This window comes from Huintestinicola sp., from assembly GCF_051882455.1.
GTDB lineage: Bacteria > Bacillota > Clostridia > Oscillospirales > Ruminococcaceae > Huintestinicola.
Genome location: NZ_JBJERV010000085.1, coordinates 1 through 26,835, shown reverse-complemented (window position 1 = coordinate 26,835; position 26,835 = coordinate 1). Strand labels below are relative to the sequence as shown.

Sequence of the window (26,835 nt, the reverse complement as noted above, 5' to 3'; positions counted from 1 at the left end):
CCGACAGCTTTATTATCTTACCACACTCACCTTCGTTTGTCAAGCTTTTTTCGACAGTTTTTTTCAGTTTGTTGAAAAGTATAACTTTTCGTGTTATTTTGCCATCTTAAAATGTGCAATTTTACATCATTCAAGAGTCTCTAAAAACGCTGTAAGCTGCTCCGCCGCCTTTTTATGCGTTGCCACAGAAGGGTGATAATCTCCGCCGTAGCCGTCCTCCTCGCTCTGATAGTCAAACTTCATTGTATGGATATGCTCGTCGGAGTTGTCTCTTGAAAAATCCGCCGCCGCTTCCTCTATCTGCCCAAAAAGCTCAGCGCCCATTATGCCCATGGTGCAGACAATTTCCGCGTCGGGGTTATGCTCACGGACATCGCCCAGAAATGCATAATACGCCTCATAAAACTCATACTGCCTGTCCTCGTCCCTGCCGGTGTAGCTGTAATCATTGGTGCCGATATTTATGACCACAATGTCGCTGCCATCGCCGAAATCCCACTCAGAAAGCGGCTCCATTCCGCGCCGCTGCTCGAAATTGGTGTCGGTGTAATCATACACCATATCCATAAGCAGATAATCCTCTTTTTCGCCCACGTAGTCCGTGTAATTTGAAATAAGTCCCAGTCCGCTTATGCACACAAGGCTGTAGTCTGCGTCAAGATTTTTGGCGGTAAGATAGCCATATGTGGCGGCACCGTTCTCGTAATCCCCGTTAAAGCCGTACTCGGGACCGTCCGCCTCATTTGAATATCCGCAGGTGATGGAGTCGCCGATGACCTCGATGCTAAGCTCCTTTTCGGCGGCGGGGGCTATCCTGCTTGCATTGCAGGTTATGGACTTAATGCCCGTATTTGTTATCTGATTTTCGGTGAGCTTGACGATAGCGACCTCGGCATTTTTCAGCTCCTCGCCCTCGTAAAGAACATAGCTCTGCTCCCCGTCCTCAAGGCGGATACGTTTGGTCAGCTCGCCGTTTATCTCCACGCCGATCCAGCCCTGCTGCCTGCCCGAATATGCGCCGCCGTTGGAAACAAGCACCGCCTCCACCCGGTCCCCCGTCATATTGAAGCGGACTGCCGAACAGGTGTAGGACAGATAGCAGATATCGTTATGCTTGATATACCTGCCGTTAAATTTCACATTTTCCTCCGAGGGAACAAAAACGACCTCCTCAGCGTGGGGCGCATAGAAATAGGGAACTCCCTCAAGCCCCTTGTCCTCAGCCTCGGGGTCAAAGTCATGACCTGCTGCCGCAGAGGTTTCCGAGGTCTCGGAGATAACATTCAGCTCCTGGGACGTATCGGCATATGAGGTCACAGGCTCCCCCGAATTTCCGCTTCCGCAGGCGGTCAGAGCAAGCACCGCCAGAACTGCGGCAAATTTTTTCTTCATCAAATTCATCTCCCTCGGAAATTTACTTTTATATTATTATACCACATTTGCACGTCATTTTCAAGGACAGTTCGGATATTTTGACAAATAATTCGTTACCGAGCCGCCTGCAAATCATAAAATTACCGTCAGTCCCTCATCCTCCGAATAAACCGACCTGTAAATTTTTTCATCGGTAACGGTAATGGTAATAGGCATACCATACAGATCCTCACGTCCCGATTTATTTATTTCGTCAATACATTTCAGATATTCGGAGAAAATGTCAACGTCTTTATTATTGGCAAGGGGGCGGCTGAAGGTCAGTCTCACACGCTTTCGTATGCCCTCCTCGAAAACCGCTTCGACCGCCGTTTGCTTTGCCGCATCAACATTGATGTGCAGAGTTGCATTCCTATTTGCGTCCGTTTCCTTTATGTAGAAAAAAGACGACTTGATATCATCACCGCTCCGAAAGGTATATTCGGCATAGGCAAGGATCATACCCGGTTCAATGCCGTTGGCAAGTTCCCCGAGCGAGGCTTCAATTTCATCTATGACAAAGGCATTCCCCGAAATCGGCTCACCGTCAAAGGTCATAGCCTTACGCACATAGGGCTGAAAGTCCTCGTCGGAAAATAGGAAAGCGGCGGCAAGAATCAACGCTGCGATCACAATGATAAAAACACCCGAAAGCAATATTTTTACATTTTTTGTCATACAGATTTTTCCTTATTCAGCTGCATAGCCTCTTTTTTATGTTTTATCGCCGCTTCAAACTCGCCGAACACAGGCAGCATTTGGTCGGGAACCTCGGAGCTTCGCATATTTCTTACAAGCTCCTCGGCTTCCTCAAGCCTGCCTAAACTCAACAGAGCATTGAATCTGCACTGAAATGCGGCAAAGCGCGAAAACAGATCTTCGCCTCCAAGCCTTTCCGCCTCCGCAAGCGCACCCTCATGATCTCCGCAAAGCAGAAGATATTCCGAGCGCATTTTGATCAGATTGGGGTCGTCCCGGTATTTTTCCATATCTATCTCGCCGCAAAGCTGCTCATACAGCTCCTTTGCAGCAGTATGCTCACCTTTTTTCACAGTGATATCCATTTTTATGGAATAAAAAACTATAAACCAGCCGATATCCCCGTCACGCATCAGCTCCTCGGGACTGACCATATCAATATACCCGCCGCATTTATCCATATCGGCAAGATTTCCGTAATGAGCCGCAAGGAATATCCCCAGATAATTTTTATTGCAGGCAAGCCTTGGGTGTGTGCGGCTGTACTCAAGCTCACTTTCAAGAAAAGCAAGTCCCCGTTTTTTATAATCGCCCTTGTCCTCGTTAATGATTTTACCATATTCTGTCAGGATATTTCTTATAAAATGCCGCTGCTCCCTGTTCTCAAGCCGAATTTGCAATGCTGTCAGCAGGATAAATCCAACTATTCCCACAAAAAGCACCGCCAGAGCAATAAGCAGCCTGCCAAGACAAAAAAACGTCATAAAGCCAAGAAAGCATACCGTCACAACCGCCTTTGCCGCAGCAGAAAGCCTTTTCCCGTCCATAAAATGTCCCCCAAAAATTTTACCTCTTCACCTTAGAATAATCCACAAGGCTCATATTCAGGTCCACGTCCCCCTCAATGCCGTTAACACGCCCGTCGGATGCATACTGCCACATGGTGAAATAATAGGGATACTCGGGAATGTCCCTGTATTCCGCAAGCCAGAAATCAAAGCCTGCAAGCCTGCTCATATCAAGCTTTGTGAGCGCCATTCGCTTCACGCTGTAGACCATGGGGATATGACCGCCCCTTGCGATCCGGTTGCAGAAAGCGGCGGCGCATTCGTTCAGCACATCTGCAGAGACCTCGTTTGTGCGCGCCGTCTCGTCCCCCACGATCTCCCAGTCGAATACCACGGGGTACATTATCTCATAGTCCCCTATCTCGGCAAGAACTGCTTCGGCTTCTTCCACAGCCTCCTCAGCCGTCACTGCCTGTGAATAGAAATAAACGCCAATGTCAAGCCCGGCGTCCAGCGCACCTTGGGCATATTCGTGAAAACGCTCGTCCACATTTATCTGTCCCGACTCATATCCGCGATAGCCCATACGTATCATGGCAAACTCCACTCCGTCAGCCTTCACAGCCTCCCAGTCGATGTCACCCTGATGATATGACACGTCAATTCCCGTTTTATTGACCTTTACCCCGTCTATGTAATAATTCTTGAAGCCGTTTTCGAGCTTCACATTGTCAAAATCCATCTCATGGCGGGGAACGTCCGCAAGCGCCGCCAGCCACGTATCTCCGTAGGTGGGGTCGTCAAGATTTATAACGTCCTTTTCACCGAAATATTCAAACACCCTTGAAGCCTCGGCGGATATGTATTCCTCGTCCTCTTTAAGCGCTTTGTCAAGCCTTGCGTTATTTATCCCAAGCACCGCCATGGAAATGCCCATAACGAGAATGATGATATTTCTCGGGTCAAACCTTCTTTTCTTTTGCGGCTGTCCGATGCCACTGCGGGGGGGCAAGCCGTTTCTTTCCTCCATATATTACCGTCCTTATATTTGTAAATTTTCAATCAATTGTCAACATTCGCTTGACAATCAAGCACATTTGTGCTATAATATTATACAGAGCCCAATATGACCATGATCGGCAGTGTGACCGCCGAAAGCAGCGTTGTCACAGCAAAAATGACCGCTGCCATTTCGGGGCATTTCTTGTATCTGATAGCAAACATAGTTCCCGTTGCCGCCGCAGGACAGCCTGCCGCCGCCATGACCACCATAAACACCGTATGAGGAATGGGGAACCACCTGAATATGAGCCAGAAAAGCACGGGGCACACGATAAGCCGCAAAGCCGATGCACGGTAAACTCCCACGTTTCTGATATGCTCCCCGATGACCGTTCCGCTGATGGTAACGCCTGCGCATAGCATAGCAAGGGGCGTGTTCATGCCGCCCACATAATCCGCCGCAGAGAGCACAGTTCCCACAGCCGCCGTCACAAAGCCCGGGAAGGAGATCCCCGACAGCACGGGACGGAGCAAAAATGTTACAAGTCCCATAGCCGTTGCGATTATGGCAGGAGAGGTCAGGACCTTTTTGAGAGATGTTTTCTGCTCCTTTCCGCCGAAGAAAATAACGCCGTGGGTCCAGACCATAATGTTGAACACGGTAACATATCCCGTAAGATAGAAAACGCCCTCAGAGCCGAAAAGCCCGTTGATAAGGGGAATGCCCATAAATGCACAGTTTGAGTATATGGCTGCAAACTGCTCAACCAGTCCCTCGTCGGAATGGTTTTTTCTGTAAAGTATGGCAAGCAGGAGTATCATCACCCCGTAGGAGATAAACCCGAGCACCAGAGCCATTCCCAGCCCCTTGAGAAGCTCCATGTCAAACTCCTGCTGATAGGACATAAATATGAGTACAGGGTTTACCACCTCAAGCACAAAGCTTGAGAGCTTTGAATTTGTCTCCTTGTCGATAAGCTTTATCTTGCCGCACAGGAAGCCCAGCGCCACCAGAATGAACATAACTGCTATCTGTCTTACGCAGATAAGGGAAAGCTCCATTTTTAAAATACCGCCTTTTTATATTTCTTGCTCTTTTTTTCTTTTTTTCTTTTCCTCATACATCTCAATGAACATGGAAAGACAGCAGAGGGCTGCCATTGCAGGGGCGGCAATGTCGGTGCCGAAGCTTCTTCCGCCTGTTGTAAATGCCTCGGAAAGCTCGGCTGTCAGGCTGTAAATAAACAGGAATGCCGCCGCCGAACGCATATCGCCCAGCTGCAAAATAAGTATGCCTGCCGCAATTCCGATAACGGTGTAATACGCCGCCGCAGGAATTATGATGTCGTATGTAATGAGCCCCGAGGATACCTCATAGGCAGATAAAAAGCCGTAAAGCAGCGACGAGATGATCACCGCAGGTATCGCTCCGAAGTCCTGTCGGATAACGTGAAAAAAGTAGCCGTATATTACTATGGCAGATAACAGCCCCGAAGCCACTGCAGTCAGAAATATCCCGGTAATGTCAATGTCGGCATTCCAGTTAAAGTATCTCACCTTGAAGGCAAGCCCGATAAGAGGTCCCGCAAATGCGACGCCGAAGCCCCAGGTGCCTCCGGGGACAACATTTTCCACCAGAAAGCCCTTTGCAAAGAATGACCGCTTGCCGCCCTCCACGACCGTCAGAAAAAACCAGCTGATAACTATCCCCGCTGCTGCGGGAGCAAGCCTGTCAAAGGGAGAGGGCAATAACCGCCCCGAAGCATAAGCTGCCGCTGCGCAGAGGACTATGAACATCACAAGCTTTATGACCGAGCCTGCAAAAAATTTTGCATATCGCCTGTCTGCCATAGGCTATCACTCACTTTCTTTTTTTCTTTTTGTTATTTTTGCCGCCGTTTGTTCGGGGAACAGCATTTATCATAAGCCGCAGGCGGTTCACCAGAGCGGTGATATCGCCCATACCGGAATATCTTCCGAAGCCAAGCTCCGCTATCTCCGCCGCCCGCTCCTTCATATCAAGCTTCAGCATCGCCTTCACGATACAGATGTCCGCCATCAGCGTACATCTTGGGTCAGGCTCGCTGAGCAGCTTTATGAATACCGTAACGGCATTTTCATAGCGCTTTTCGATAAACTCCTTTATGCCTACAGTCCTGCGCATCACAAGTGAGCCTTCACCCAGCACAAGCTTATTCTGCTCCTCGTAAAGCGTCCTTATTCTTTCGGGCTTCTCCAGAAGGAACAGGCAGAGTATGTAATTATTCGCAAATACGTGACCGACAGCCTTCGGGAGCCTGCTTATGTCCGTCTCCTCAAAAGCCTTGAGGGCGTCCCTGAGCTTTCCGCGAAAAAGCAGTCCCTGAGCGGTGAGAGCCTGCCCCTCCGCCTTTTCCTTGGGATTGCCTGCGGTCTCGCATTCCGCTGAGAGCATTTTCATATATTCGTCATTGTAGCCGTGCTCCGCAAGATACATTGCCGAGTCCGCATAATGACCCGTCATTTTCAGAAATCCCTTTATGCTGTCTTTAAGGCTTTTGACCGCTTTCATTTCTTTTCATACCTTCTTGAGTATTTTATCTTTATCACCAGTGAAGCAATGGCGTCGGCAATGAGCAGAAAGCCCATAAAGCCGTGAATGAGGGTGGTAGCGGTATCGTAGCCATAGGTAAATGCCACCACAAGGAAAAATCCCCCCGCAAACAGCAGCATTGCTATCTTCAGGTATTTCACGCAGAGTGCGGCGTATTCCGCCAGCTCCTCCCTGCCCTCTTTTATGCTTCTGATAATTCCGAAGCAGTCCACCGCAGCCACTATGAACAGCATCAAAAGTATGGCATCATATATCCAGCCGTAGCTGAATATGTCTATCTTATTCATATGCTCCCGCCTTTCCAAATATTGCTTACTCTGCCGTCTCCTTGGGAACGGTGACTTCCAGCGCCTTGATAAGCTGCGCGTCGGTGAGAAGCGCCGCCTCGTCGGATATCTGATTAAGGTCTATCTCGGAGGAGAGAGCCACGTCAAATTCGGGCTTTAAGCCTGTGCCGTTGAAATCTCCGCTGTTGTCCGTTCTGAGTATGGCTGTGGACAGCATTACCACAGAGCCGTCGGAGCAGGTGTAGGCAGTCTGCAGATAGCCCTTGCCTGCGGTGGTCTTCCCCACCGTATGCGCGGAGCATTTAACGGCAAGCGCAAATGCAAAAAGCTCGGAGCTGCCTGCGGTATTCTGATTTACGATAACGGACATGGGCATTTTTATCTCCTCCGACTCGGTGCATACCACCACCGCTTCGGTGCTGCCGTTTTTATACTCGGCTGTGACCACAGTTCCTGCGCCTATGATATGGTCAAGGCATTTTTGCAGCGACTCCAATGAGCCGCCCTTGTTGTTTCTCATATCGAAAACCAGTCCGCTTGCTCCTGCGGAGATAAGCTCGTCAAGCTTGGTTTTCAGCTGTGACTCGGTCTTGTCGGTGAATGAGGATATCTTGATATAACCGATGGCGTCTATTACCCTGCCTGTGACTGTGACCTGCTCGGAGCGCTGCGCAACAACGTTATAGGTGATAAAATCGCTGGTGCCGTCGTCGTTGGTTCGCTTCACGTACAGCTTCACACGGGTGCCTTCCTCGCAGTTAAAAAGAGAAACTGCCTCGTCATATCCCCCCTCAAATGCGATAACGTCTGTATTGTTCACCGCAGTGATTATATCTCCTGCAAGAAGTCCCGTTTCCTCGGCGGAGGTGCCGGGGTGGACCTCGGTTATCCTGATATATCCGCCGGGCTCCTTCTCATAGGTAAAGCCCAGCCACACGGATACGCCTGTCTGCTCGTTCTGCCGCTTGGCATAGTCCTCGGCAGTGAGATACTCGGCATAGCCGTCCCCCACGCCCCCGATATACCCCTGCACCATTCCCTCGATAAGCTTTGCCTCGTCAATTTCGCCGATGTAGTGTGTACGGCTGTAGGTGTCTATCTCGGAGAGCTTGCTGTAAAACTCCTGCTTCTCGCTGACGCTTTTTATCTTGTTGTTAAACATTTCAAGAGTAACATTGCTTGTGATGATAAACGTTACAGCAGCTGTTATTGCCATAAGTCCTATTGTAATTCCAAGTGATACTTTTATCTTCATCTCTTTCTATCCTTTTAACGCAAAATACCCGCTGCCTGCATAGGCAGCGGGGCAGGCTTCATTATCCCATACTTACATAGTTCAGCGGATCTACGGTCTCACCGTTCACTCTGACTTCAAAATGACAGTGATTACCGTATGCATAGCCCGTACAGCCGATATAGCCGATGGTCTGTCCCTGAGCCACCTCGTCTCCCACGTTCACGCAGCAGCTGGACATATGGCCGTAAAGTGTGGATATCTTGTCACCGTGGTCGATAAGAACGTGTATGCCGTAGCCATTGCCCGTATTGGAGGCTCTGATAACTGTTCCCGCAGCGGAGGCTACGATAGGCTCTCCTGCGCAGCCCGGCTTGTTGATGTCGATACCCTTGTGGAAATCGCTGGAACCGCCTTCCTCGGCAATGGTCCTGTAGCCGTATCTGTCTGTAATGTTAAGAACGGTGGGGCAGGGCCAGATAAAGCCCTGGGAAGCTCCCGTTACGTACTGGTATGTATCCTCGGAGGAGTCGTCCTCCTCGGGCTCGGGTTCAGGCTCGGGAACGTATTCGATGCCCTGAGCTTCGGCTTCAAGGCGCTTCTGCTCCTCCTCTTCCCGGCGTTTTCTTTCTTCCTCTTCCTTTCGTCTCTGCTCTTCTTCTCTGCGCTTTCTTTCCTCTTCTTCCCTGCGCTTACGCTCTTCCTCACGCTTTCTTTCAAGCTCTTCCTGCTGCTTTCTGATATACTCCTGCAGCTCTACCTCGGCGTCGGCTTCCTCCTGCTTTATTTCCTCGGTGCGGTTTCTGCTGTACTCAGCCTGAGCCTCATACCACTCCTTGGTCTCCTCGTGCTCGGCATAGGTCTTCTGCAGGTCGGCAAGAACGCTCTCTGCCTCTGCCTTCTTCTGCTCGGTCTCTGCCTTTGTCTGCTCCAGAGCGGATTTATCGTTGTTGAGCGCGGTTATTTTTTCATTCAGATCGTCTATCATTTCCTTGTCATGGCGGGACATTCTCTCCATAAGCTCCGTTCTTGCAAGGATATCGTAGAAATCGGTGGAGCCTGCGAGCATTGAAGCAATGCTGTCATTTCCGTTCATATACATTGCACGCAGACGTGCCTTGAACTCCTCTATTCCCTCGGCTACCTCTGCTTCCTTGCCCTTTATCTGCTCTTCAAGCTCGGCAATGCTGTCATTGAGGAGCGATATCTGTTCCTTGATATTGGCGATCTCCTGCTCCTGCACCTTCATTTTTTCATCGTATATCTCAAGATATTTTTCATGCTCCTCGGCATTCTGCTCATACTCGCCCAGAGAAGCCTCAAGCTGTCTGCGCTCCTCGGCAAGAGCCTCCTGCTTGCGCTGCAGCGCGTCGATATCGTCCTCATAATCGGCTGTTACCACCGAGCCTGTCATTACCGACAGGGCAATAACTCCTGCGGCGCACAGAGCGCCCACACTCCTAAAAAGCTTTTTTACCGAATTCCTTTTCATTTTATTTTTCCTTTCAGATATTGCTTTCTTCTCTTTTTTATATTTTATTTTACACCTTGACGTGCTTTTTAACGCTGGCAACCGTTCCGATGGAGGCAAGAATCGCGCCTATTCCCACATAGACCGCCGCAAGAGGCCACATAAATTTCTCAAGAGGGATAAATCCCGAGGAGCCCATCACCGCGAAAACGGTGGTCTCGGTGGAGAGCAGCGCAACGAGCCTGTCATAGCCTGCAAAGGTGAGCAGTGACGCCACCACGCCCGCCATTATGCCCAGCACCAGACCCTCGATGAAAAAGGGTATCTTGATAAAGCTGTCCGTAGCGCCTACGAATTTCATAATGGCAATTTCCCTGTGACGGGTCTCAACGCTGGCACGGGTGATATTTGATATCATTACGAAGCTTACAAGTCCCAGGGAAATGAGGATAAGGACGGAGACCGCCGTTATCGCGCTTTTGAGCCCTGTAAGGATATTTACGAAATCATAGGGAGCCTTCACCTTTTCGATATGGCTGTAGGAATTGATGGCGTAAAGGGTGGAGCTCATTTTGGTGATGTCCTTTATCCTGATACGGTATGCATCGGGGAGAGGATTTTCGTCTATGTAGCCGAAAATATCCTCGGCGTCGTTCATATCTGCCTTTATGCCGTCGAGAGCCTCCTCCTTGGACCAGAAAATGACCTCGGAGATGTTTTCATCTGCCTTGAGCTTATTCCCAAGCTCCTCGATGTATTCCTCGTCCGCATCGTCCGCAAGGAAAATAACTACCTCGTTTTTATCCTCCACGCCGCTGATGAATGTGTTTATATTAAGCGAAAAAAGCCCTGTGAAGCCAACAATAAGAAGCGACACCGTCAATACGCAGAAGGTCGCAACGGAGGCGATATTGTTGTTCAGGATATTTCTCACGCCCTGCTTGATAAGATAGCCTGCACCGCTGAGTCTCATTGAATTTCTGCTTTCCTTTCCCTTAAATTCGGTCGTCGAAGGAGATCTCGCCCTTTCGGATATTGATAAGTCTGCCGCCCATACGCTTTACAAGCTCGTGCTCGTGAGTTACCATAAGCACGGTGGTGCCGCGGTCGTTTATCTCCTTGAGAAGCTTTACGATCTCCACCGATGTACGGGGGTCGAGATTTCCCGTAGGCTCGTCGGCAATGATGAGCTGGGGGTTATTGACAAGCGCCCTTGCAAGGGCAACACGCTGCTGCTCGCCGCCCGAAAGCTCGCCGGGGTAGCGGTTTATCTTTTCCTGAAGTCCCAGAAGTCCGATGACCTGGGGAACTCTTTTTCTTATGTATTTGGTGGGAGCGTCGATACATCTGAGCACGAACGCCACATTGTCATAGACAGTCATCGAGTCTATGAGCATAAAGTTCTGGAACACAAAGCCGATAGTGCGCCTCAGCTTGTGAACATCACGCTGCTTCATCTTGATAAGGTCGAAGCCGTTTACCTTGATAACGCTTTTAACATCGGCTCTTTCGTCCGCCTTCACTTCTCTGGTAAGGAGCCTGATAAGGGTACTTTTTCCCGCACCCGACTCGCCCACCACAAAGGCAAACTCGCCGTCATTTATTTTAAGGGACACATCGTTCAGAGCGTCAACTCCGTTCTTATATGTCACCGACACGTTCTTGAGTTCTATCAAAAAAATTCACCGCCTGAGTATATATAAAGCAGATAAAAGGGCAGTAGAGATCCCCGACTGCCCCCTGAAAATCTATTTGGTTTTCGATTTCTCCGCCGGAGTAATGTGCGATATCAGAATTTTGTGGGATTTGCGGAGAGGTATTTCTTGACCATGAGCGCGATCTTGAAGATGATGGCATGGTCAAATTCTCTGAGGTCGAGACCTGTGAGCTTCTTTATCTTTTCAAGTCTGTAAACCAGAGTATTTCTGTGTACGAAGAGCTTTCTTGAGGTCTCGGACACGTTAAGGTTATTCTCGAAGAATTTCTGAATGGTGAAAAGAGTCTCGTGGTCGAGAGACTCGATGGAGCCCTTCTTGAATACCTCCTGGAGGAAGGTCTCGCAGAGGGTGGTGGGAAGGTGGTAGATAAGTCTTGCGATGCCGAGGTTATCGTAGGAAACGATGACCTTGTCGGTATCGAACACCTTGCCGACCTCAAGAGCTATCTGAGCCTCCTTGAAGGAACGGGCAAGATCCTTGACGCCCACAACAGCGGTGCCTATGCCCACATTAACGCGGGTGTAGAACTCGCCGGAAAGGGTATCGGAAATGGAGCGGGCAAGCTTTTCGAGATCCTTGGACTCTACATTGCTCTTTATCTCCTTAACAAGAACGATATCGCTTTCTGTGATGTTGAAAACGAAATCCTTGGTCTTATCGGGGAAGAGGTTCTGGATAACATCGTATGCAGACACATCGTTGGAGGAGATTATCCTTATAAGGAAAACCACCCTGCTCACATCTGCATTGAAATGAAGCTCTCTTGCCTTAACAACGATATCGCCGGGGAGAACGTTGTCGAGAACAACATTCTTAATGAAGTTGTTGCGGTCATACTTCTCGTCATAATACTGCTTTATGCTCGAGAGGGTTATCGCCATAATATTAGCATACTTTGCCGCATTTTCATCGGTGCCCTCAACAAAGACCGCATAATCGGGCTTTATGTGGGAGCCGAAGGGCTTGTAAGTATAACCGTCCCTGACAAAGATATCGTGGGAATCGCTGAGGTCAAGAGAAACAAATTCGTTGGTCGTGCCTATCTTGGTAAGCTCGCTGCAGGCAATAATTGTGGCGGTGGAGTCCACAACTCCGATAACGCAGTCCATTGTATCTCTCATCTGATGTATGAGGCCTTGAAACAGTCTGTTTGACATTTACAGTCTTCCTTTCATTTTCTCCGCCGAAGCCGCGGGGGTCGGGTATTGCCGATCATAGCTGCACTGCGGTCAATAATAACGGCAGGATCGCTCGCTCAGATGGTCTGCCGCGGCTCAAAACCGCTTTTCCGACGGGGCAGATCACCCTTGACCGCTTCCTATATAGCTTAATTTTATCATATTATTCGTTCACTTGTGTTAAGTTTTTATGAACATTAGTCAAATATCACAATTTTTTTCTGTAAAGCTCAAAAAGCAAAGGGAGCACGTTCCCTGAGAACATACTCCCTGAAATCCAAAATACAGTGAAGAGTTATCTGGACTCCTCAGCAAAACCGCTGTCAACCAGCTCGATAAGTGCTGTTACAGCTTCCTGCTCGTCAGCTCCGTCAGCGATAATTCTGATCTGTGTGCCGCCGACAATACCCAGTGAGAGAATACCGAGAAGGCTCTTTGCGTTTACTCTTCTCTCTTCCTTTTCGATCCAGATAGAGGACTTGAACTCATTAGCCTTCTGAATGAAAAATGTTGCGGGACGTGCGTGTAAGCCAACCTGATTCTGAACCATTACATCTTTAACAAACATAACACTCTCTCCTATCCGTTAAGTAGCTATTTCTAAATTCAAGAGAATAACTATAACTTGCTTCAAGCTATAATTAAATTATACATTGCATTTTAACCTTAGTCAACAGAAAAATATGATAATTTTCCGTTTTTGCGGAATTTTCTGCCTTTTGAAATACAGAGCTGATTTTTTGGCTTTTTGATTTGTGGATTTTCACTAATTTTATGACACCTGTACAATTTTCAACAGAGTTTTATATGCAAATCCACAGGAATTTGTTCATCATATATCTTACGGATTTAAATCATTTATAAATATATGAACATTTTGCCAACAAATTCCGTCTTTCGGGCTTATTTTTCATTATCGCTCAGCATATCGGGACGTCTTTCGGCAGTTATCCTCACTGCCTGCTCGTGCCTCCAGGCTGCGATGTTTTTGTGATGACCCGTAAGCAGAACGGGAGGCACCTCCATGCCCTCCCAGACCTCGGGACGGGTATAATGAGGATACTCGAGAAGCCCCGAAAAATGGCTCTCCTCGGTGAAGCACTCCTCTGCCGCCAGCACTCCGGGCACCATTCTCGCCGCCGCGTCGCATATGACCATGGCAGGAAGCTCTCCTCCCGTGAGAACATAGTCCCCGATGGATATCTCCTCGTCCACTATCTTGTCTATGACGCGCTGGTCTACACCTTCATAATGCCCGCAAATCACGAAAATATTCTTCATACGCGAAAGCTCTGCGGCTTTTTTCTGTGTAAAAACGCTGCCCTTGGGGGACATATATATGACATAGGGCTTTTCCTCAAGCCCCTCGCACACCGCCTGCCAGCAGCGGTAAATAGGCTCCGCCTGCATTACCATGCCCTTTCCGCCGCCGTAGGGAGAATCGTCCACCCTGTTGTGCTTGTCGAGGGTGTAGTCCCGTATCTGATGGCAGTAAAGCTCAATAAGCCCCGCTTTGCGCGCCCTGCCGATTATGCTCTCTCCCAGCACCGCTTCGCACATATCGGGAAAAAGAGTTGCTATATCGAAACGCAAAATATCCTTCCTTTCACATAGGCAGCTTAGGTTCCCATATACCCTTGCTCACCACTCCCGAAGCGTCTGAAAGAGCCTCAAGACGGCTTATTTCCGAAGCTTCAAGAACAATTCCCTTTGCCATTGCAAGCTCCTCTGCCTGACGGGGCTTTGTGATGCCGACGATGGGCACCGTTCCCTTGGATATCGCCCAGGAAACGGCTATCTGTGAAGGTTCGGCATTATATTTTATGCCAAGCTCACGCAGACAGTCAATAAGGGGGCGAAGCATTTTAAGCACACCTTTATTGTATTGCAGACTGCGCATAGAAATGCCCTTAAATGGGTGTTCATCGTCGTATTTTCCCGTCAGAGCGCCCTGCTCCAGCACCATATAGGAGAAATAGGGAACGTCGTTTTTATGGCACCAGTCAAGTATCCGAAGCTGCTCGGGGTCACGTCTGATAAGGCTGAAATGGTTCTGAACGGCTCCGACTCTCAGCCCCTTTTCACCCAGCTGCTTATCTGCGGCGATCATCTCATCAAGGTTAAAGTTTGACAGACCGATAAGACCTATCCTGCCCTCATTCACAAGCTCGGCGCACTCGTTCAGATTCTGCTCTGCATTATTCGGAAGATGGAGCCAGTAAATGTCAGCTTTGTTCACACCAATGCGCTCAAGGCTCTGAAACAGAGCCGAACGCACCTCGCCGGGAGAATACTTTTTCTTTGGCATATGCTTTGTGGAAATGAGCACCCTGCTGCCCATATCCCCCGCCTCGCGGATACATTCCCCGAGAAGCCGCTCCGAAGAGCCCATGCCGTACACCTCGGCAGTGTCCCAGAGCAGAAGCTCCTTCTGAAGAGCGATCTTAAAAGAAGCCTTGAGGGTTTCGGTGTCGCGCTTGCCGCCGAATACCATTTTTGAGCCGTTTGCTCCGTCTCCCCACGCCCATGTGCCTACAGCGCAGGAGGGAAGCTTCATATCCGGCGTCATATATCAAACAGTCCTTCCATTTTTCTTATAAGAAGCTGCCCGTTTTCGATGTCGGTCTTTACAATAACATCGGGAATGGCAGGGATAAGATATTCATTCTCCCCGTTTTTGATGTGATAAACATCGTTTGCGCCTGTTGCCGTCACCTGGGAAAGCCTGCCGTATACGGTATTATCATCAGCGTCAATGACCTCAAGCCCGATAAGGTCCTGCACGAAATAGCAGCCCTCCTCAAGCTCAACGTCCTCCCTGTCCATATAAAGTATCTTACCCCGCAGCTTCTGAGCATCCTCGGGAGTGTCCACCCCTTCTATCTTCATAAGAACGATGTTCTTGTGAGGGCGGGCGCGGACAACTGTAACGGGAGTTTCTCCCTTATTAAAATAAAGCTGCTCAAACTCACAGAGAAAATCGGGGCTGTCGCACCATGGGTCCACCCTTATCTCTCCTTTAAGTCCCTGAACGGCGACTATTTTTCCAATTTCAAGAAATCTTTTCATATCAGCTCAACCTTTCGTTTTCCGCCGTCATTTTTTCCTTGAGCCACTGCATATACGGCTCGTAGAGGATATCCTTTATCCTTTGGAAGCGGGCTTCCTCCTCCTCGGTAATATCCTCGTCCTCCTTGTGGAGATCGTAATAATAACGATAGGGAAGCATTACCTTTCCGTTCTGCACAGCCTTTGAGGCAGGGTCTGCGCCTGCATTCACAAGCAGCTCCACTATGTCTGCGGAGTATTCCTTGTCATTTGCCGCAGCCAGATGGAGCGCGGGGACATACCTGTCTGTATCATAGTCGGGAACAGCTCCCGCAGACAGCAGCAGCTCCGTCATTTCAAGGGAATGATTTTCCGCAGCTGCGCCCAGTATGGTCTTATTCGCTCCCGCAGGAGAATTGGGGTCTGCGCCCTTTTCCAGAAAAAGACTCATCATATGAACATCGTCAAGCTCCGCAGAACGGGCGATCGCAGTCTTTCCGTAGCGGTTTTCTCCGCATGGGTCTGCGCCCTTTTCAATAAATTCCTCTGCGGCGGACAGATTTTTATTCTCAGCGGCAAGATAAAGCCTGTCATTTTCGGAAAAATCCCTGAGATCGTAGCGGATATCCGCATAAACATAGACCGCCATGGGCAGACACATCGCAATTCCCAGAAGGACAGAGATATTCCGCAGCCTTCGGAGCCCGTCCCCTTTAGTTTTGCTCATTTTATAAAAAAATATCGGCAGGGCTGTAACAGCAATGCCGATAGCGAACAATATCCGAACTGCAGTCACGTGCGAAAGAAGAGTTAGAATCATAAAATCCACCGTCTTTCCGCCTGCAGGAAAGCTCCCGCAGTCTGAAAATGCATTTTTCGTTTATTAAAGATGAGATCAGTCGATCTCGACCATGATTTTCTCGTTTATCCTGCCTGCGCCAGCACGCATAACGGTTCTTATCGCCTTGGCGATCCTGCCCTGCTTGCCGATAACTCTGCCCATGTCGTCGGGAGCAACGTGGAGATGATATACCACGATACCCTCTTCATTGGGTTCATCACGGTCAACAGTCACAGCGTCCTTGTTTTCAACAAGACCCGATGCAATGGTAATAAGGAGCTTTTCCATAGACAGCCTGCCTTTCTGTATTTTCGGGATTTATAGGAACGCTCTGCAAAGCGCAGAGCATAAGATTTACGAAAGATCAGTATATTCGGACACCTCGAAGAGGTGTCACGATCAACTGATATATCCGTCAGACGGATCACTTGGTGACGCCGGTCTTCTCAAAGAGCTTCTTTACGGTGTCGGTAGGCTGTGCGCCGTTTGCCATCCACTTCTTTGCCTTTTCAGCGTCAACCTTAACGGTGCTGGGCTCAGTTGTGGAATCGTAATAACCGATCTCCTCGATAAATCTGCCGTCTCTGGGATATCTGGAATCAGCAACAACTATTCTGTAGAAGGGGTTCTTCTTAGCACCCATTCTTCTGAGTCTGATCTTTACTGCCATTTTATTCACCTCTTGAAAAAATATTTATATCAAAGTGTTTTCACACATTGAAAGCGTTTTTATCCGGGAGTAACAAGCACCATAATTCCGCAAAATATGATGAATATGCCGAGGACTGCGTAAAATATCCTTGCTCCCGTTCTTCCGAACAGTCTGACAAAGGTACGGGCTTTTCTTGCATTGAAGAAAAAATTCCAGTTAAAATACGAACCTGCAAGACTGAATACCCCTGCTGCAATAAAGAAAATGCAGCAAATTATCTTTTCCCCGCCTTCCATATCAGAACCTCATTCCGGGGATGCGGAGCTTGTTCTTCTTGCCCTTCTGGTTACGTCCCATAACGCCGAACTGCTTCATCATCTTCTGCATCTCCTCAAACTGTCTGAGGAGCCTGTTCACGTCCGCCACCGTATTTCCGCTTCCTGCGGCGATACGCTTTTTGCGGCTGGGATTGATGATAGAGGGCTTTGCTCTTTCCGCAGGGGTCATAGAGGTAATCATCGCCTCTATTCTGAGGAGCTGCCTGTCATCGATGTCAACGTCCTTTATCTTATCGCCGACGCCGGGGAGCATTCCCATTATCTGCTTCAAGGGGCCCATCTTCTTTATCTGCTTCATCTGGTCGAGAAGGTCGTCAAGGTCGAAGCCCTTTTCCTCCTTGAGTTTGTTGGCAAGCTTCATTGCCTCCTGCTCGTCAATGGAGCTCTGAGCGCGCTCGATAAGCGTGAGCATATCGCCCATTCCCAGTATTCTCGAAGCCATTCTCTCGGGGTGGAAGGGCTCGAAATCATCAAGCTTTTCGCCCGTTCCCACGAATTTGATGGGCTTGCCCGTTACGGCAAGGACGGAAAGCGCCGCTCCGCCTCGTGTATCGGAATCGAGCTTTGACATAAGAACGCCCGTAATGCCCAGAGCGTCGTCAAACGCCTTTGCAACGTTGACTGCGTCCTGACCTGTCATTGCATCGACTACCAGCATTATTTCATTAGGCTCGGTCTCCGCCTTGATGTTTTTAAGCTCGTCCATAAGCTCTTCATCGATATGGAGACGACCTGCGGTATCGAGTATCACGACCTCGTTGCCATGCTCCCTGGCGTGCTTTACAGCCTCCTTGGCAATGACAACGGGATTTATCTGACCCATCTCGAATACCTTGACCCCCGCCTTGTCGCCTACTACCTGAAGCTGATTTATAGCCGCAGGACGGTAAACGTCGCAGGCTGCCAGCAGCGGTCTCTTGCCCTGTTCCTTGAAATGCTTGGCAAGCTTGGCTGCGTGGGTGGTCTTACCCGAGCCCTGGAGACCCACCATCATAATGATGCAGGGACCCTTGCTCGGAAATTCTATACGGGCATTATGGTCGCCCATAAGAGCGATAAGCTCTTCGTTAACTATCTTAATGACCTGCTGAGCAGGAGTAAGGCTTGCAAGAACATCGGTACCAACAGCTCTTTCGGTGACCTTTGCGATAAAGTCCTTAACGACCTTATAGCTTACGTCCGCCTCTAAGAGCGCCATCTTTACCTCGCGCATAGCCTCCTTGACATCGGTCTCGGTAAGAACGCCTCTTCCCTTGAGCCGCTTGAAGACTGCATTAAGTTTTTCGGAAAGACCTTCAAAAGCCACAGCAAACCCTCCCGTTTCTATGTTAAGATCAAAGAATATCTCTTATCTCGGCGGCGGCAGTGCGGATATCCTCGGGAGATGCATTTTCCGCCTTCTCCTCAAGCCGCTGAGCAATGCTTTCAAGCCTTCGGGACTTTTCCGCAAGATGAAGAGCAGCCTCCATCTCGAAAAGCACCTGTTCGCCGCGCTTTATGCTGTCCCTTACGCCCTGCCTGGTGATGTTCTCATGCTCGGCGATCTCCGCAAGCGACAGATCCTCATTATAGTACAGATCAATAACGTCACGCTGCTTCTCGGTGAGGAGCTCGGAATAGTAGTCCAGCAGCACAGCCACTTCAAGATTTTTTTCTCCGTTCAAGGACACACACCCCGTTAATATGCTGTAAAGTTATCGACCTTTACAATTATAACATATATCTGAAATTTGTCAAGGGGATATGGCAAATTTGTCAGATTAAATTTTTATGAACATATCCGAAAACGTTTAACCGAATTGATATTGATTTTTTTATGCCGCAGTGGTATAATTTTCACTGAATTTTATAAAAAGGAACAGGCTTATGAACAAGAAAATATCTGCCCTGTGCGTCATTGCTTCGGGCTGTTTATGGGGAACGCTGGGAATATTTGTAAGGAAATTCAGCGAATACGGCGTGGAGTCCATGAGCGTGGTATTTCTCCGCTCTCTCCTCACAGCCCTTTTCACAATGGGTGCAATGGCGATAGCCCGTCGCGATTGCCTGAAAATAAAGCTTCGGGACATCTGGATATTCGCGGGAATGGGGCTTTTTAGCATCGTATTTTTCAACTTCTGCTACTTCACCGCCGTCACCGTAATGCCCCTGTCTGCGGCAGCCATACTGCTGTACACCTCCCCCGTTTTCGTGATGCTGCTGTCGGCAGTTTTCTTCAGAGAGCGGATAACACGGAGAAAGATACTGTCGGCAGTCATAGCCATATGCGGACTTGTGCTTGTGACGGGGGTCATCGGCGACGCCGCAGCCATCACCCCCTCGGGAGTGCTTTACGGTCTGGGCTCGGCGTTCGGCTACGCACTTTACAGCATATTCAGCCGCGCCGCCATAAACCGCGGCTACAGTGCCCTTACGGTCACAGGCTGGGCATTCACCTTTGCGGCTATTTTTTCAGCTGCTGCGGCGGATATGACCTCTCTCGGGGATATGCTTTCGGAAAAGCCCTCTATGGGGCTGTATGCCGCAGTATTTGCAATTGTCGCCTCGGTGCTCCCCTACCTGCTTTATTCCATGGGTCTCAGAGGAACGGACAACAGCACCGCCGCGGTCATTGCCTCGGTGGAGCCTGTGGCGGCAACTGTATTCGGAATGATACTATATAAAGAGATACCCTCACCCTCTGCCGCCATGGGAATAATCCTTGTAGTATCCGCACTGGTCATAGGTGTAAGCGGCAGACCCGCAGAAAAGCAGAGTTGTTAATCTTGACAATTCGGAGCAGGATATTTTGTAAGAACTGATTGAGGATTTTTCCCGTAAGCTATTGCAAAATGCACAATTTTCTGTTATAATTATATTATCTGTTATAATACGTAAATGTATATATTTACAAAACTTACTTAAAATTTGCGGGGTATTCTCCTCCTGCGGAAACGGAGTCGGTCCTTAAATGATAAACAAAGATAAGATCCAGAGGGTGGATATTTACGATCAGAACGGCAAGCGTGTTCTTTCCACAAAATCCTTCTCATTTCCCAGAGACTTTTTCAAAATAAAGGGTTATGAGCTTGTAGCCATCAAGGGAAACGACCTTCCCCTGCTTTCCAAGGGAGACCAGATAACGGTAATTTTCGAGTACCTGAACGGCACCCGTATCCAGTGCAATACAAGGATAGACCTGAGCACCGACCTCCAGCTCAATTTCCACGTTGATGACGGAATGGTGCTTGAGGAGCGCAGAGGTTCGTATAAGGTGAACACTCCCGGCGCATTCGCAAAAATACTTCATATCGAGCGGGGCGAGGAGGAGATCACCGACCTTGAGGAGCCTTACACCGCCGCAATACTTAACATAAATCTTACAGGGGTGCTGATGAAGTGCGATATGGAGCTGAACGTGAGCGATATCGTAAGGCTGAAGCTGCTTGACGACCCCATTGAGATAAACACTGAGATACTTCGTCTCCAGCTTGACAACGAGGGCGAGCTTATCGGCTACGGCTGCCGTTTTCTTGATGTTACCCCCCCTCAGGAGGAAAAGATAGCCCGTTTCATCTTCAACTGCCAGCTCGCCGAAAGGGAGCGCAGAAAGAACGAAGGACGGTAAGCTTACGGTGAAAAAAGCTCTCTATAAGGACGGTCATAAACAATGAGCAAGGTTATTGCTGTGACAAATCAGAAAGGCGGCGTGGGTAAAACAACGACCTGTGCCGCCTTTGCGGGCATATTCAGAAGAAACGGGAAAAGGGTGCTTGCCATCGACCTTGACCCACAGGGAAATCTTTCCTTTTCCCTGGGAGCAGAGGACACGGGGCTTACCGTACACGATGTTATGAAGGGGAAATGCACTGTCCGCGAGGCTGTGAAGCACACCCGCATATGCGATGTAATGACCTCGAATATCCTGCTTTCGGGTACGGAGCTGGAGCTTGACGGCAGCGACAGAGAATTTGTCTTAAAGCGTGCCCTGTCTCAGGCGGAAAATGACTATGACGCCATTATCATCGACACTCCCCCCGCCCTTTCCATACTTACCATAAACGCGTACACCGCCGCAAACGACCTTATTATCCCCATGACCCCCGAGGTGCTTTCCCTTCAGGGAATAGCACAGGTCAAGGACACTATCCTTGCGGTAAAAAAATATTACAACAAAAGCCTTGATGTAAGAGGCATACTTCTCACGAAATACAGCTCCAAATATCTTCTCAGCGAGGAGGTCGCGGAGATGGCGGAGATAATCGCAAGGCAGCTGGGCACACAGATATTCGACACCCGCATATCCGCCTGCATAGCCGCCGCAGAAGCTCCCGCCCATCAGCAGACCTTAGTGGAATATTCCCCCAGATGCCGCGCGGCAAGGGAATACACAAGGCTTGCCCAGGAGCTTTATCCCGATCTGGCGGGAAAGTCATTTTAATGATACCGAGTATGAAAATATTCAAGGAAGGAGACCCATATGCCGCCCAAGACCCACAAAACTCCCCAGCTGATGAAGCTGCTCACAGGCGGCTCACAGGTCACAAATCCTATTCTTGACGAAAGCTTCAAGGAGGAGATGATCCGTTCAAGGAACAATCCCGTTCCCGTGAAGCCCGTTCCCTCGCAGGAGGGCGGTACGGAGATAAATATCACCTCGGAGCTTATCTCCCAGTGGCTGCCGCTTGTAATGAAGCGGTTCAACGTCTGCTCCTGCAGCCGATGCTCGGCGGAGGCGACAGTAGAAGCCTTTGACAATATACGCCCCGTTATAATCAAGGTAAAAAGCGACGCCGACCTTAAACGGGCACAGAAGATAAAGCTTGACAAGGAGCAGTCGGTGCTTATGCAGCTTATCAGGATAATTATCCCGAGAAAAAATCTGCCCCGTCACGATAAATAATATAATTTAAATGGAGAAATGCGAAATGGATAAGGACGAGCTCATAAAAATGCTGGACGGCTATATGGAAAGCGGCGGAAGCTACTTCAAAGCCGCAGACGGAAGGATACTCACTGATATATCAAGCGGAAAAGCGGAGGGTGAAAAGCGTGAAAGCGCTCCCATTCTCACCGACAGGGCGGACATCTCCTGTCCCACCTGTGCGGATATCCCGAATATTTTAAGCAGCAGACCCGATAACGAGTAAAAGGATAAAAACTATGCCCTCAAAAAAACTGATCGCGGAGCATGCCGTAACGGGGCTTGAGATGATATACCCCCGGGCGAAATGCTCCCTCACCTACACCCACCCCTATGAGCTTATGATAGCAGGCAGGCTGTCGGCACAATGCACCGATGCAAGGGTAAATGTGGTAACAAAGGAGCTTTTTTCGAAATACCCCACCCTCAAAAGCTTCGCAGACGCAGACATTGACGAGGTGGCGGAGATTGTCCGTCCCTGTGGACTGTACAAGACCAAGGCGAAAAGCATTGTGGAAATGGCTCATCAGCTGTATTATGACTTAAACGGCGTTATCCCCGATTCTATCGAGGAGCTGACAAAGCTTTCGGGTATCGGCAGAAAGACCGCCAATCTCATTATGGGCGACATTCACAAAAAGCCCGCCATCGTTGCGGACACCCACTGCATACGTATAACAGGGCGCTTCGGGCTTACAAGGTCCACCGACCCGAAGGTAGTTGAGCAGGACCTTAAAAAGCTTATCCCTCCCGAAAAAAGCTCCGACTTCTGCCACAGGCTTGTGCTTTTCGGCAGAGACACCTGCTCCGCAAGAAAGCCCGACTGCGAGCATTGTCCCCTGAGAGTTTACATGGACGACAAGCTGGACGGCTTTAAATGCAAATTATAAAAAGGTATAAAATAATATCCCCTCGGCTCTGCCCCGTTTCATTCGGGGCTTTGAGCTGAGGGGATTTTTTCTTTTCGGAGAAAACGGCAGAGTAAATTTTTCGCCCCGATCGCCGCTGTTACGTTATCGGGAGGACCGAAAAACGCAGATCTCCGCCCATCGAAAAAATGCAGAATTGCACACCAAATGCACAGTCTTATATGTTAATATAATAATTAGGAATATTTCACCATTTATTTTTCTTTGCAGACAACTGCATTTATTGCAGCAGGAGGTGTATAAGTGTGCCTGCCAGAAATCACATAACCGTCTTTATCGGGCAGAACGAGCCTCGGGTCTACGACCTTGACTCGTATGACAAAAGCACGGTGCGAATGGGCAGAGGAGAGCATCACGGCGGCGAGGACAGCGAAATTAACGATATCGCCATTGACCCCGGCGTTTCCTTCGTATCCCGTGCCCACTGTACCTTTTACAAGACCGAGTCGGGCTGGAGCGTCAAAGATGACAACAGCGTCAACGGACTCACCTTTAACGGCGTAAAGATCACTTCCAAGCAGCTCCATGACGGCGATAAATTCTATATCGGTCAAAATCCCGCAGAGAGATGCATCATAGCCTTTTCGGGAGTCAGAAACGCCGAAAACGCCCCAGACAGCAAGCCTGACAGCTTTACGCTGGAGGGAAAGAATAAGTTCGTCATAGGCAGAAGCACCGACTGTGACATTGTTGTGGACCACCCGTCGGTATCAAGGTTCCACTGCATTATCACCAAGGAAAATGACGGGTATTACATAGCCGACAACAATTCCATGAACGGAGTTATCCTGAACGGAAAGCCCCTTACAAAAAAGCAGCGCCTTGAACAGATGGACAAGATAACCGTTGCGGACACTGCTATGGTCTTCAGCGGAACAATACTCTATCTGCTGAGCAATTCGGGCGGCGTCAGCATTGCGGCGTGCAATGTGGTCAAAAAGGTCAAGTCGGGCAAGGGCGAGAAGGTCATTACCGATAATGTGAGCCTTTCCATCGAGCCGGGAGAATTTGTGGCTATCGTGGGCGGCTCGGGCGCAGGAAAGACCACCCTTCTCAACTGTCTGTCGGGCATGACCGACTTCACCTCGGGAGACGTTCTGATAAACGGCGAGAGCATCAAGACCAACAACAGGAGCATACGAAGCATTATCGGCTATGTTCCTCAGAAGGATATCGTTTACGATACCCTCACCCTTGAAAGAATGCTCCTCCATTCCGCAAGGCTAAGAATGCCAAAGGATATGTCCAAGGAGGAGATAAACCGCAAGATAGACGAGACTCTCGAGATGGTGGAGCTTACAAAGCACAGGCACACCCTGATAAACAAGCTTTCGGGAGGTCAGAAAAAGCGTGCAAGCATAGCGGTGGAGCTCCTTGCGTCGCCCAAGCTGTTTTTCCTTGACGAGCCGTCCTCGGGACTTGACCCCGGAACGGAAAAAAATCTTATGAAGATGCTCAAAAAGCTCGCAATGACGGGAAAGACGGTAATTATGGTCACCCATACCGTACAGAACATAAATCTGTGCGACAGGCTCATATGTATGGGCAGCGGAGGTCTGCTCTGCTACTCGGGAGCGCCCTCAAAGGCACTTGATTTCTTCCGCAAGGAAAATATCACCGATATTTACGACGACCTGAACGAACATTCCGCCGAGGTATCCAAAAGATTTGCTCAGTCAAACACCATGACGGGCTCTAATACAGTCACTCCCATTGAGGAAAAGAAGCAGAAAAACGGGCCTGCGGAGAGCCTGAGACAATTTAACGTCCTGACGCGAAGGTATGCCGAGATAACCTTCAACAGCAGGACCCGTCTCATACTGCTCCTTGCAATGCCCGTAGTGCTGACTATACTTGTGTGCATATCCTTCCAGGCGGACGGAAATCTGTACAACCTCTTAGGCATAGTCATAAACCGAACGAGTATGCCCTTTATGGTGGCGGAGGACACCATGAAGCTGATGTTTTCCTTCGGCTGTGCGGCGTTCTGGGTGGGAATTTTCAATTCCGTACAGGAAATAAGCAAGGAGCGCACAATATACGAAAGAGAACGCTTTACGGGAGTAAAGCCCCTTCCCTATGTAATGTCGAAATTTGTTATAACAGCGGGACTATGTGCCGTTCAGGCGGCTATAATGATAGCTTTGCTGGTATTCTTCACCGATACGGTGGCGACAATTGACGGAAATGTTGACTCTGCGACCGCAAGAGCGCTGGGAATGAACGAGGGCGGCATAATCTTTGAAAACTGTCTGTGGCTGGAGCTGTACATAACCACCTTTATGTCAATGCTCAGCGCAATGTGCATAGGTCTTACCATATCCGCGGCGGTGTCAAACGATATGGCGCTTGTAATATGCCCCGTGTGCCTGCTGCCCCAGATACTTCTGTCGGGCGTTGCCTGCACCCTTTCGGGACTTACGGACGTTATGTCAAAGGTCGTTACCTGCCGCTGGTCCTGCATAGCCTATTTCACCTCCTCGAAAATAAACAATATGTATGAGTCCTGCCGCTATGATACGGGTATATGGACGGATACGGAATTTTCAAACGGCTTCGGAGTTGACGAGGCATATTCCGAATACAAGACATACCTGTTCGGACTTGACCCCGTGCTGAGCTCCTGGGTAACGCTGCTCATAATGTCGGCAGTGTGCGTTGCGGCGGCTGTTCTTTTCCTGTATCTGAGAGATATACGCTTTTCCGCTCCCCACAGAAAAGCAAAGTAAAAAGTATAAAACCGTGTGTGCGGCACAGCCGTAACACACCAAAAAATAATATTAAATAAGGAGTAATCACTATGAAAAAGTTTATTGCAGTTCTTACCGGTCTTTCACTTTCCTGTATGTTATTTGCAGGCTGCGGAGGAGGCGGTGATTATGAAAAATACGCTTCCGCCTACAAGAAGGTATCAGCCCAGGGAGGAATGGAAGCAAATATCGGCCTCTCCCTCAAAATGGACGGCGTTACCACCGAAACAGACGGACTTTTCAAGCTGGATACATCGGACGGCAAGAATATCCTTTACTACGAGATGGACGTTGACGGCAACAAGATAATCCAGTTCTCCGACGGCGATTATATCTATACCGAGGCTGACGGTCATAAGACAAGATATGCCATGAACGCAAAGCCTGCAATGTCCTCCGACAGAGAGGAAGCACAGAAGAAGGGCTCAGACACTGACAGCACCTTTAACACAGAGGAATTTCTGAACGAATTTTCCAGCTTCCTTGAGGCAGGAAAGATAAAGGAGCTGGGACTTTTATCACCCATCGAGCGTGCGGCGATAACCGACATTTCCGCCTCGGGCGATGTGTACTCACTCAGCTTTTCCGACAATCTTGTAAAGAAATATCTTAACATCATCATCGCAAACGAGACTCAGAGCACCGACGGCGACACCCTTGTCATCGACGAGCTGAACAATTTCTCCAACAAGGTAACTGTTACAAACGATATCGTCACCAAAACCCAGTACAGCGGCACTATGAAGGTGACCGTTCCCGCCTCTCTGATGGCTTCGGGAACTGAAACAAGCTATGACCTTGACCTGGTCATCGATATCTCCTTCGTTAACCCCGGCAGCGCAGTTGACATCACCCTGCCCTCCACCGACGGCTACGAAACTCTTAACTGATAATACTGTTTTTTGCCGATAAGCTCCTTATGGGTCTTATCGGTAAATACTATAGCAAGACACAGAAATAGACTGACAAAAGGAGGCGAGTGCAAAGCTTG

General features: G+C 49.2%; 31 protein-coding genes. 8 read left to right on the top strand and 23 right to left on the bottom strand.

Translation table 11 applies throughout. From position 1 onward, the window contains the following. Positions 1 to 126 precede the first annotated feature (126 nt). The 23 genes from ACI4J0_RS10630 to ACI4J0_RS10520 all read right to left on the bottom strand — a co-directional run bounded on the left by ACI4J0_RS10630 (position 127) and on the right by ACI4J0_RS10520 (position 18,926). On the bottom strand, positions 127 to 1,392 hold the full coding sequence (locus tag ACI4J0_RS10630; protein WP_439765787.1) for a GDSL-type esterase/lipase family protein: 1,266 nt from the start codon (positions 1,390 to 1,392) through the stop codon (positions 127 to 129). A gap of 114 nt (positions 1,393 to 1,506) precedes the next feature. Beyond that, positions 1,507 to 2,091, bottom strand: a complete 585-nt coding sequence (locus ACI4J0_RS10625) for a hypothetical protein (RefSeq protein WP_439765786.1) — start codon at positions 2,089 to 2,091, stop codon at positions 1,507 to 1,509. Continuing rightward, positions 2,088 to 2,939: a hypothetical protein gene (locus ACI4J0_RS10620; RefSeq protein ID WP_439765785.1), complete on the bottom strand. Its 852-nt coding sequence runs from the start codon at positions 2,937 to 2,939 to the stop codon at positions 2,088 to 2,090. The genes ACI4J0_RS10625 and ACI4J0_RS10620 overlap by 4 nt, the downstream gene beginning before the upstream one ends. 19 nt (positions 2,940 to 2,958) lie before the next feature. After that, complete coding sequence (locus tag ACI4J0_RS10615; protein WP_439765784.1) at positions 2,959 to 3,930, bottom strand: glycoside hydrolase family 25 protein; 972 nt, start codon at positions 3,928 to 3,930, stop codon at positions 2,959 to 2,961. A gap of 80 nt (positions 3,931 to 4,010) precedes the next feature. Next, entirely contained in the window at positions 4,011 to 4,964 is a 954-nt protein-coding gene (locus ACI4J0_RS10610; RefSeq protein ID WP_439765783.1) for an AEC family transporter, read from the bottom strand. Positions 4,965 to 4,982: 18 nt separating this feature from the next. Continuing rightward, a complete protein-coding gene (locus ACI4J0_RS10605) occupies positions 4,983 to 5,753 on the bottom strand; it encodes a hypothetical protein (RefSeq protein ID WP_439765782.1) in 771 nt (256 codons plus the stop codon). A 10-nt stretch (positions 5,754 to 5,763) separates the two neighbouring features. After that, positions 5,764 to 6,453 (bottom strand): hypothetical protein, encoded by a 690-nt coding sequence (locus tag ACI4J0_RS10600; RefSeq protein WP_439765781.1) that lies wholly within the window; start codon positions 6,451 to 6,453, stop codon positions 5,764 to 5,766. After that, on the bottom strand, positions 6,450 to 6,782 hold the full coding sequence (locus tag ACI4J0_RS10595) for a hypothetical protein (protein ID WP_439765780.1): 333 nt from the start codon (positions 6,780 to 6,782) through the stop codon (positions 6,450 to 6,452). The genes ACI4J0_RS10600 and ACI4J0_RS10595 overlap by 4 nt, the downstream gene beginning before the upstream one ends. 25 nt (positions 6,783 to 6,807) lie before the next feature. Beyond that, positions 6,808 to 8,037, bottom strand: a complete 1,230-nt coding sequence (locus ACI4J0_RS10590; RefSeq protein ID WP_439765779.1) for a S41 family peptidase — start codon at positions 8,035 to 8,037, stop codon at positions 6,808 to 6,810. 61 nt (positions 8,038 to 8,098) lie between these two features. Next, on the bottom strand, positions 8,099 to 9,508 hold the full coding sequence (locus ACI4J0_RS10585) for a murein hydrolase activator EnvC family protein (protein ID WP_439765778.1): 1,410 nt from the start codon (positions 9,506 to 9,508) through the stop codon (positions 8,099 to 8,101). Between the two features lie 49 nt (positions 9,509 to 9,557). Continuing rightward, the gene (locus ACI4J0_RS10580) at positions 9,558 to 10,460 is read right to left on the bottom strand and encodes a cell division protein FtsX (protein WP_439765777.1); all 903 of its coding nucleotides are present in this window, start codon (positions 10,458 to 10,460) and stop codon (positions 9,558 to 9,560) included. Positions 10,461 to 10,482: 22 nt separating this feature from the next. Further along, positions 10,483 to 11,163, bottom strand: a complete 681-nt coding sequence (locus ACI4J0_RS10575) for a cell division ATP-binding protein FtsE (protein ID WP_439765776.1) — start codon at positions 11,161 to 11,163, stop codon at positions 10,483 to 10,485. A 113-nt stretch (positions 11,164 to 11,276) separates the two neighbouring features. Beyond that, on the bottom strand, positions 11,277 to 12,362 hold the full coding sequence (locus tag ACI4J0_RS10570; protein WP_432650890.1) for a PucR family transcriptional regulator: 1,086 nt from the start codon (positions 12,360 to 12,362) through the stop codon (positions 11,277 to 11,279). A gap of 316 nt (positions 12,363 to 12,678) precedes the next feature. Continuing rightward, positions 12,679 to 12,951 (bottom strand): HPr family phosphocarrier protein, encoded by a 273-nt coding sequence (locus ACI4J0_RS10565; RefSeq protein ID WP_178727090.1) that lies wholly within the window; start codon positions 12,949 to 12,951, stop codon positions 12,679 to 12,681. A gap of 335 nt (positions 12,952 to 13,286) precedes the next feature. Next, a complete protein-coding gene (trmD, locus tag ACI4J0_RS10560; protein WP_439765775.1) occupies positions 13,287 to 13,976 on the bottom strand; it encodes a tRNA (guanosine(37)-N1)-methyltransferase TrmD in 690 nt (229 codons plus the stop codon). A 13-nt stretch (positions 13,977 to 13,989) separates the two neighbouring features. Next, positions 13,990 to 14,952: an aldo/keto reductase gene (locus ACI4J0_RS10555; RefSeq protein WP_439765774.1), complete on the bottom strand. Its 963-nt coding sequence runs from the start codon at positions 14,950 to 14,952 to the stop codon at positions 13,990 to 13,992. Then, positions 14,949 to 15,452 carry a ribosome maturation factor RimM gene (gene rimM / locus ACI4J0_RS10550; RefSeq protein ID WP_439765773.1) on the bottom strand — a complete coding sequence of 168 codons (504 nt, stop codon included), beginning with the start codon at positions 15,450 to 15,452 and terminating at the stop codon, positions 14,949 to 14,951. The genes ACI4J0_RS10555 and rimM overlap by 4 nt, the downstream gene beginning before the upstream one ends. A gap of 1 nt (position 15,453) precedes the next feature. Beyond that, positions 15,454 to 16,158 (bottom strand): ankyrin repeat domain-containing protein, encoded by a 705-nt coding sequence (locus ACI4J0_RS10545; protein WP_439765772.1) that lies wholly within the window; start codon positions 16,156 to 16,158, stop codon positions 15,454 to 15,456. Between the two features lie 168 nt (positions 16,159 to 16,326). Continuing rightward, a complete protein-coding gene (locus ACI4J0_RS10540; RefSeq protein ID WP_439765771.1) occupies positions 16,327 to 16,560 on the bottom strand; it encodes a KH domain-containing protein in 234 nt (77 codons plus the stop codon). Positions 16,561 to 16,696: 136 nt separating this feature from the next. After that, a complete protein-coding gene (gene rpsP / locus ACI4J0_RS10535; protein ID WP_439765770.1) occupies positions 16,697 to 16,942 on the bottom strand; it encodes a 30S ribosomal protein S16 in 246 nt (81 codons plus the stop codon). 59 nt (positions 16,943 to 17,001) lie between these two features. Next, complete coding sequence (locus ACI4J0_RS10530) at positions 17,002 to 17,220, bottom strand: immunity 17 family protein (protein ID WP_439765769.1); 219 nt, start codon at positions 17,218 to 17,220, stop codon at positions 17,002 to 17,004. A gap of 1 nt (position 17,221) precedes the next feature. After that, the gene (gene ffh, locus ACI4J0_RS10525; protein WP_439765768.1) at positions 17,222 to 18,568 is read right to left on the bottom strand and encodes a signal recognition particle protein; all 1,347 of its coding nucleotides are present in this window, start codon (positions 18,566 to 18,568) and stop codon (positions 17,222 to 17,224) included. Between the two features lie 28 nt (positions 18,569 to 18,596). Continuing rightward, positions 18,597 to 18,926, bottom strand: a complete 330-nt coding sequence (locus ACI4J0_RS10520; protein ID WP_439765767.1) for a putative DNA-binding protein — start codon at positions 18,924 to 18,926, stop codon at positions 18,597 to 18,599. A gap of 202 nt (positions 18,927 to 19,128) precedes the next feature. Here ACI4J0_RS10520 and ACI4J0_RS10515 point away from each other — a divergent pair, with 202 nt between their 5' ends. The 8 genes from ACI4J0_RS10515 (at position 19,129) to ACI4J0_RS10480 (ending at position 26,734) form a co-directional block, all read left to right on the top strand. Further along, entirely contained in the window at positions 19,129 to 20,025 is an 897-nt protein-coding gene (locus ACI4J0_RS10515; protein WP_439765766.1) for a DMT family transporter, read from the top strand. Between the two features lie 187 nt (positions 20,026 to 20,212). Beyond that, on the top strand, positions 20,213 to 20,869 hold the full coding sequence (locus ACI4J0_RS10510) for a PilZ domain-containing protein (protein WP_439765765.1): 657 nt from the start codon (positions 20,213 to 20,215) through the stop codon (positions 20,867 to 20,869). A 42-nt stretch (positions 20,870 to 20,911) separates the two neighbouring features. After that, positions 20,912 to 21,682 (top strand): ParA family protein, encoded by a 771-nt coding sequence (locus ACI4J0_RS10505; RefSeq protein WP_439765764.1) that lies wholly within the window; start codon positions 20,912 to 20,914, stop codon positions 21,680 to 21,682. A 39-nt stretch (positions 21,683 to 21,721) separates the two neighbouring features. After that, positions 21,722 to 22,144: a hypothetical protein gene (locus ACI4J0_RS10500; RefSeq protein WP_439765763.1), complete on the top strand. Its 423-nt coding sequence runs from the start codon at positions 21,722 to 21,724 to the stop codon at positions 22,142 to 22,144. 25 nt (positions 22,145 to 22,169) lie between these two features. Beyond that, positions 22,170 to 22,391 carry a hypothetical protein gene (locus ACI4J0_RS10495; protein ID WP_439765762.1) on the top strand — a complete coding sequence of 74 codons (222 nt, stop codon included), beginning with the start codon at positions 22,170 to 22,172 and terminating at the stop codon, positions 22,389 to 22,391. Positions 22,392 to 22,404: 13 nt separating this feature from the next. Further along, positions 22,405 to 23,055, top strand: coding sequence for an endonuclease III domain-containing protein (locus tag ACI4J0_RS10490; protein WP_439765761.1), 651 nt, complete (start codon positions 22,405 to 22,407; stop codon positions 23,053 to 23,055). A 284-nt stretch (positions 23,056 to 23,339) separates the two neighbouring features. Then, on the top strand, positions 23,340 to 25,823 hold the full coding sequence (locus ACI4J0_RS10485) for an FHA domain-containing protein (protein ID WP_439765760.1): 2,484 nt from the start codon (positions 23,340 to 23,342) through the stop codon (positions 25,821 to 25,823). Positions 25,824 to 25,894: 71 nt separating this feature from the next. Further along, positions 25,895 to 26,734 (top strand): hypothetical protein, encoded by an 840-nt coding sequence (locus tag ACI4J0_RS10480; RefSeq protein WP_439765759.1) that lies wholly within the window; start codon positions 25,895 to 25,897, stop codon positions 26,732 to 26,734. Positions 26,735 to 26,835: the final 101 nt, after the last annotated feature.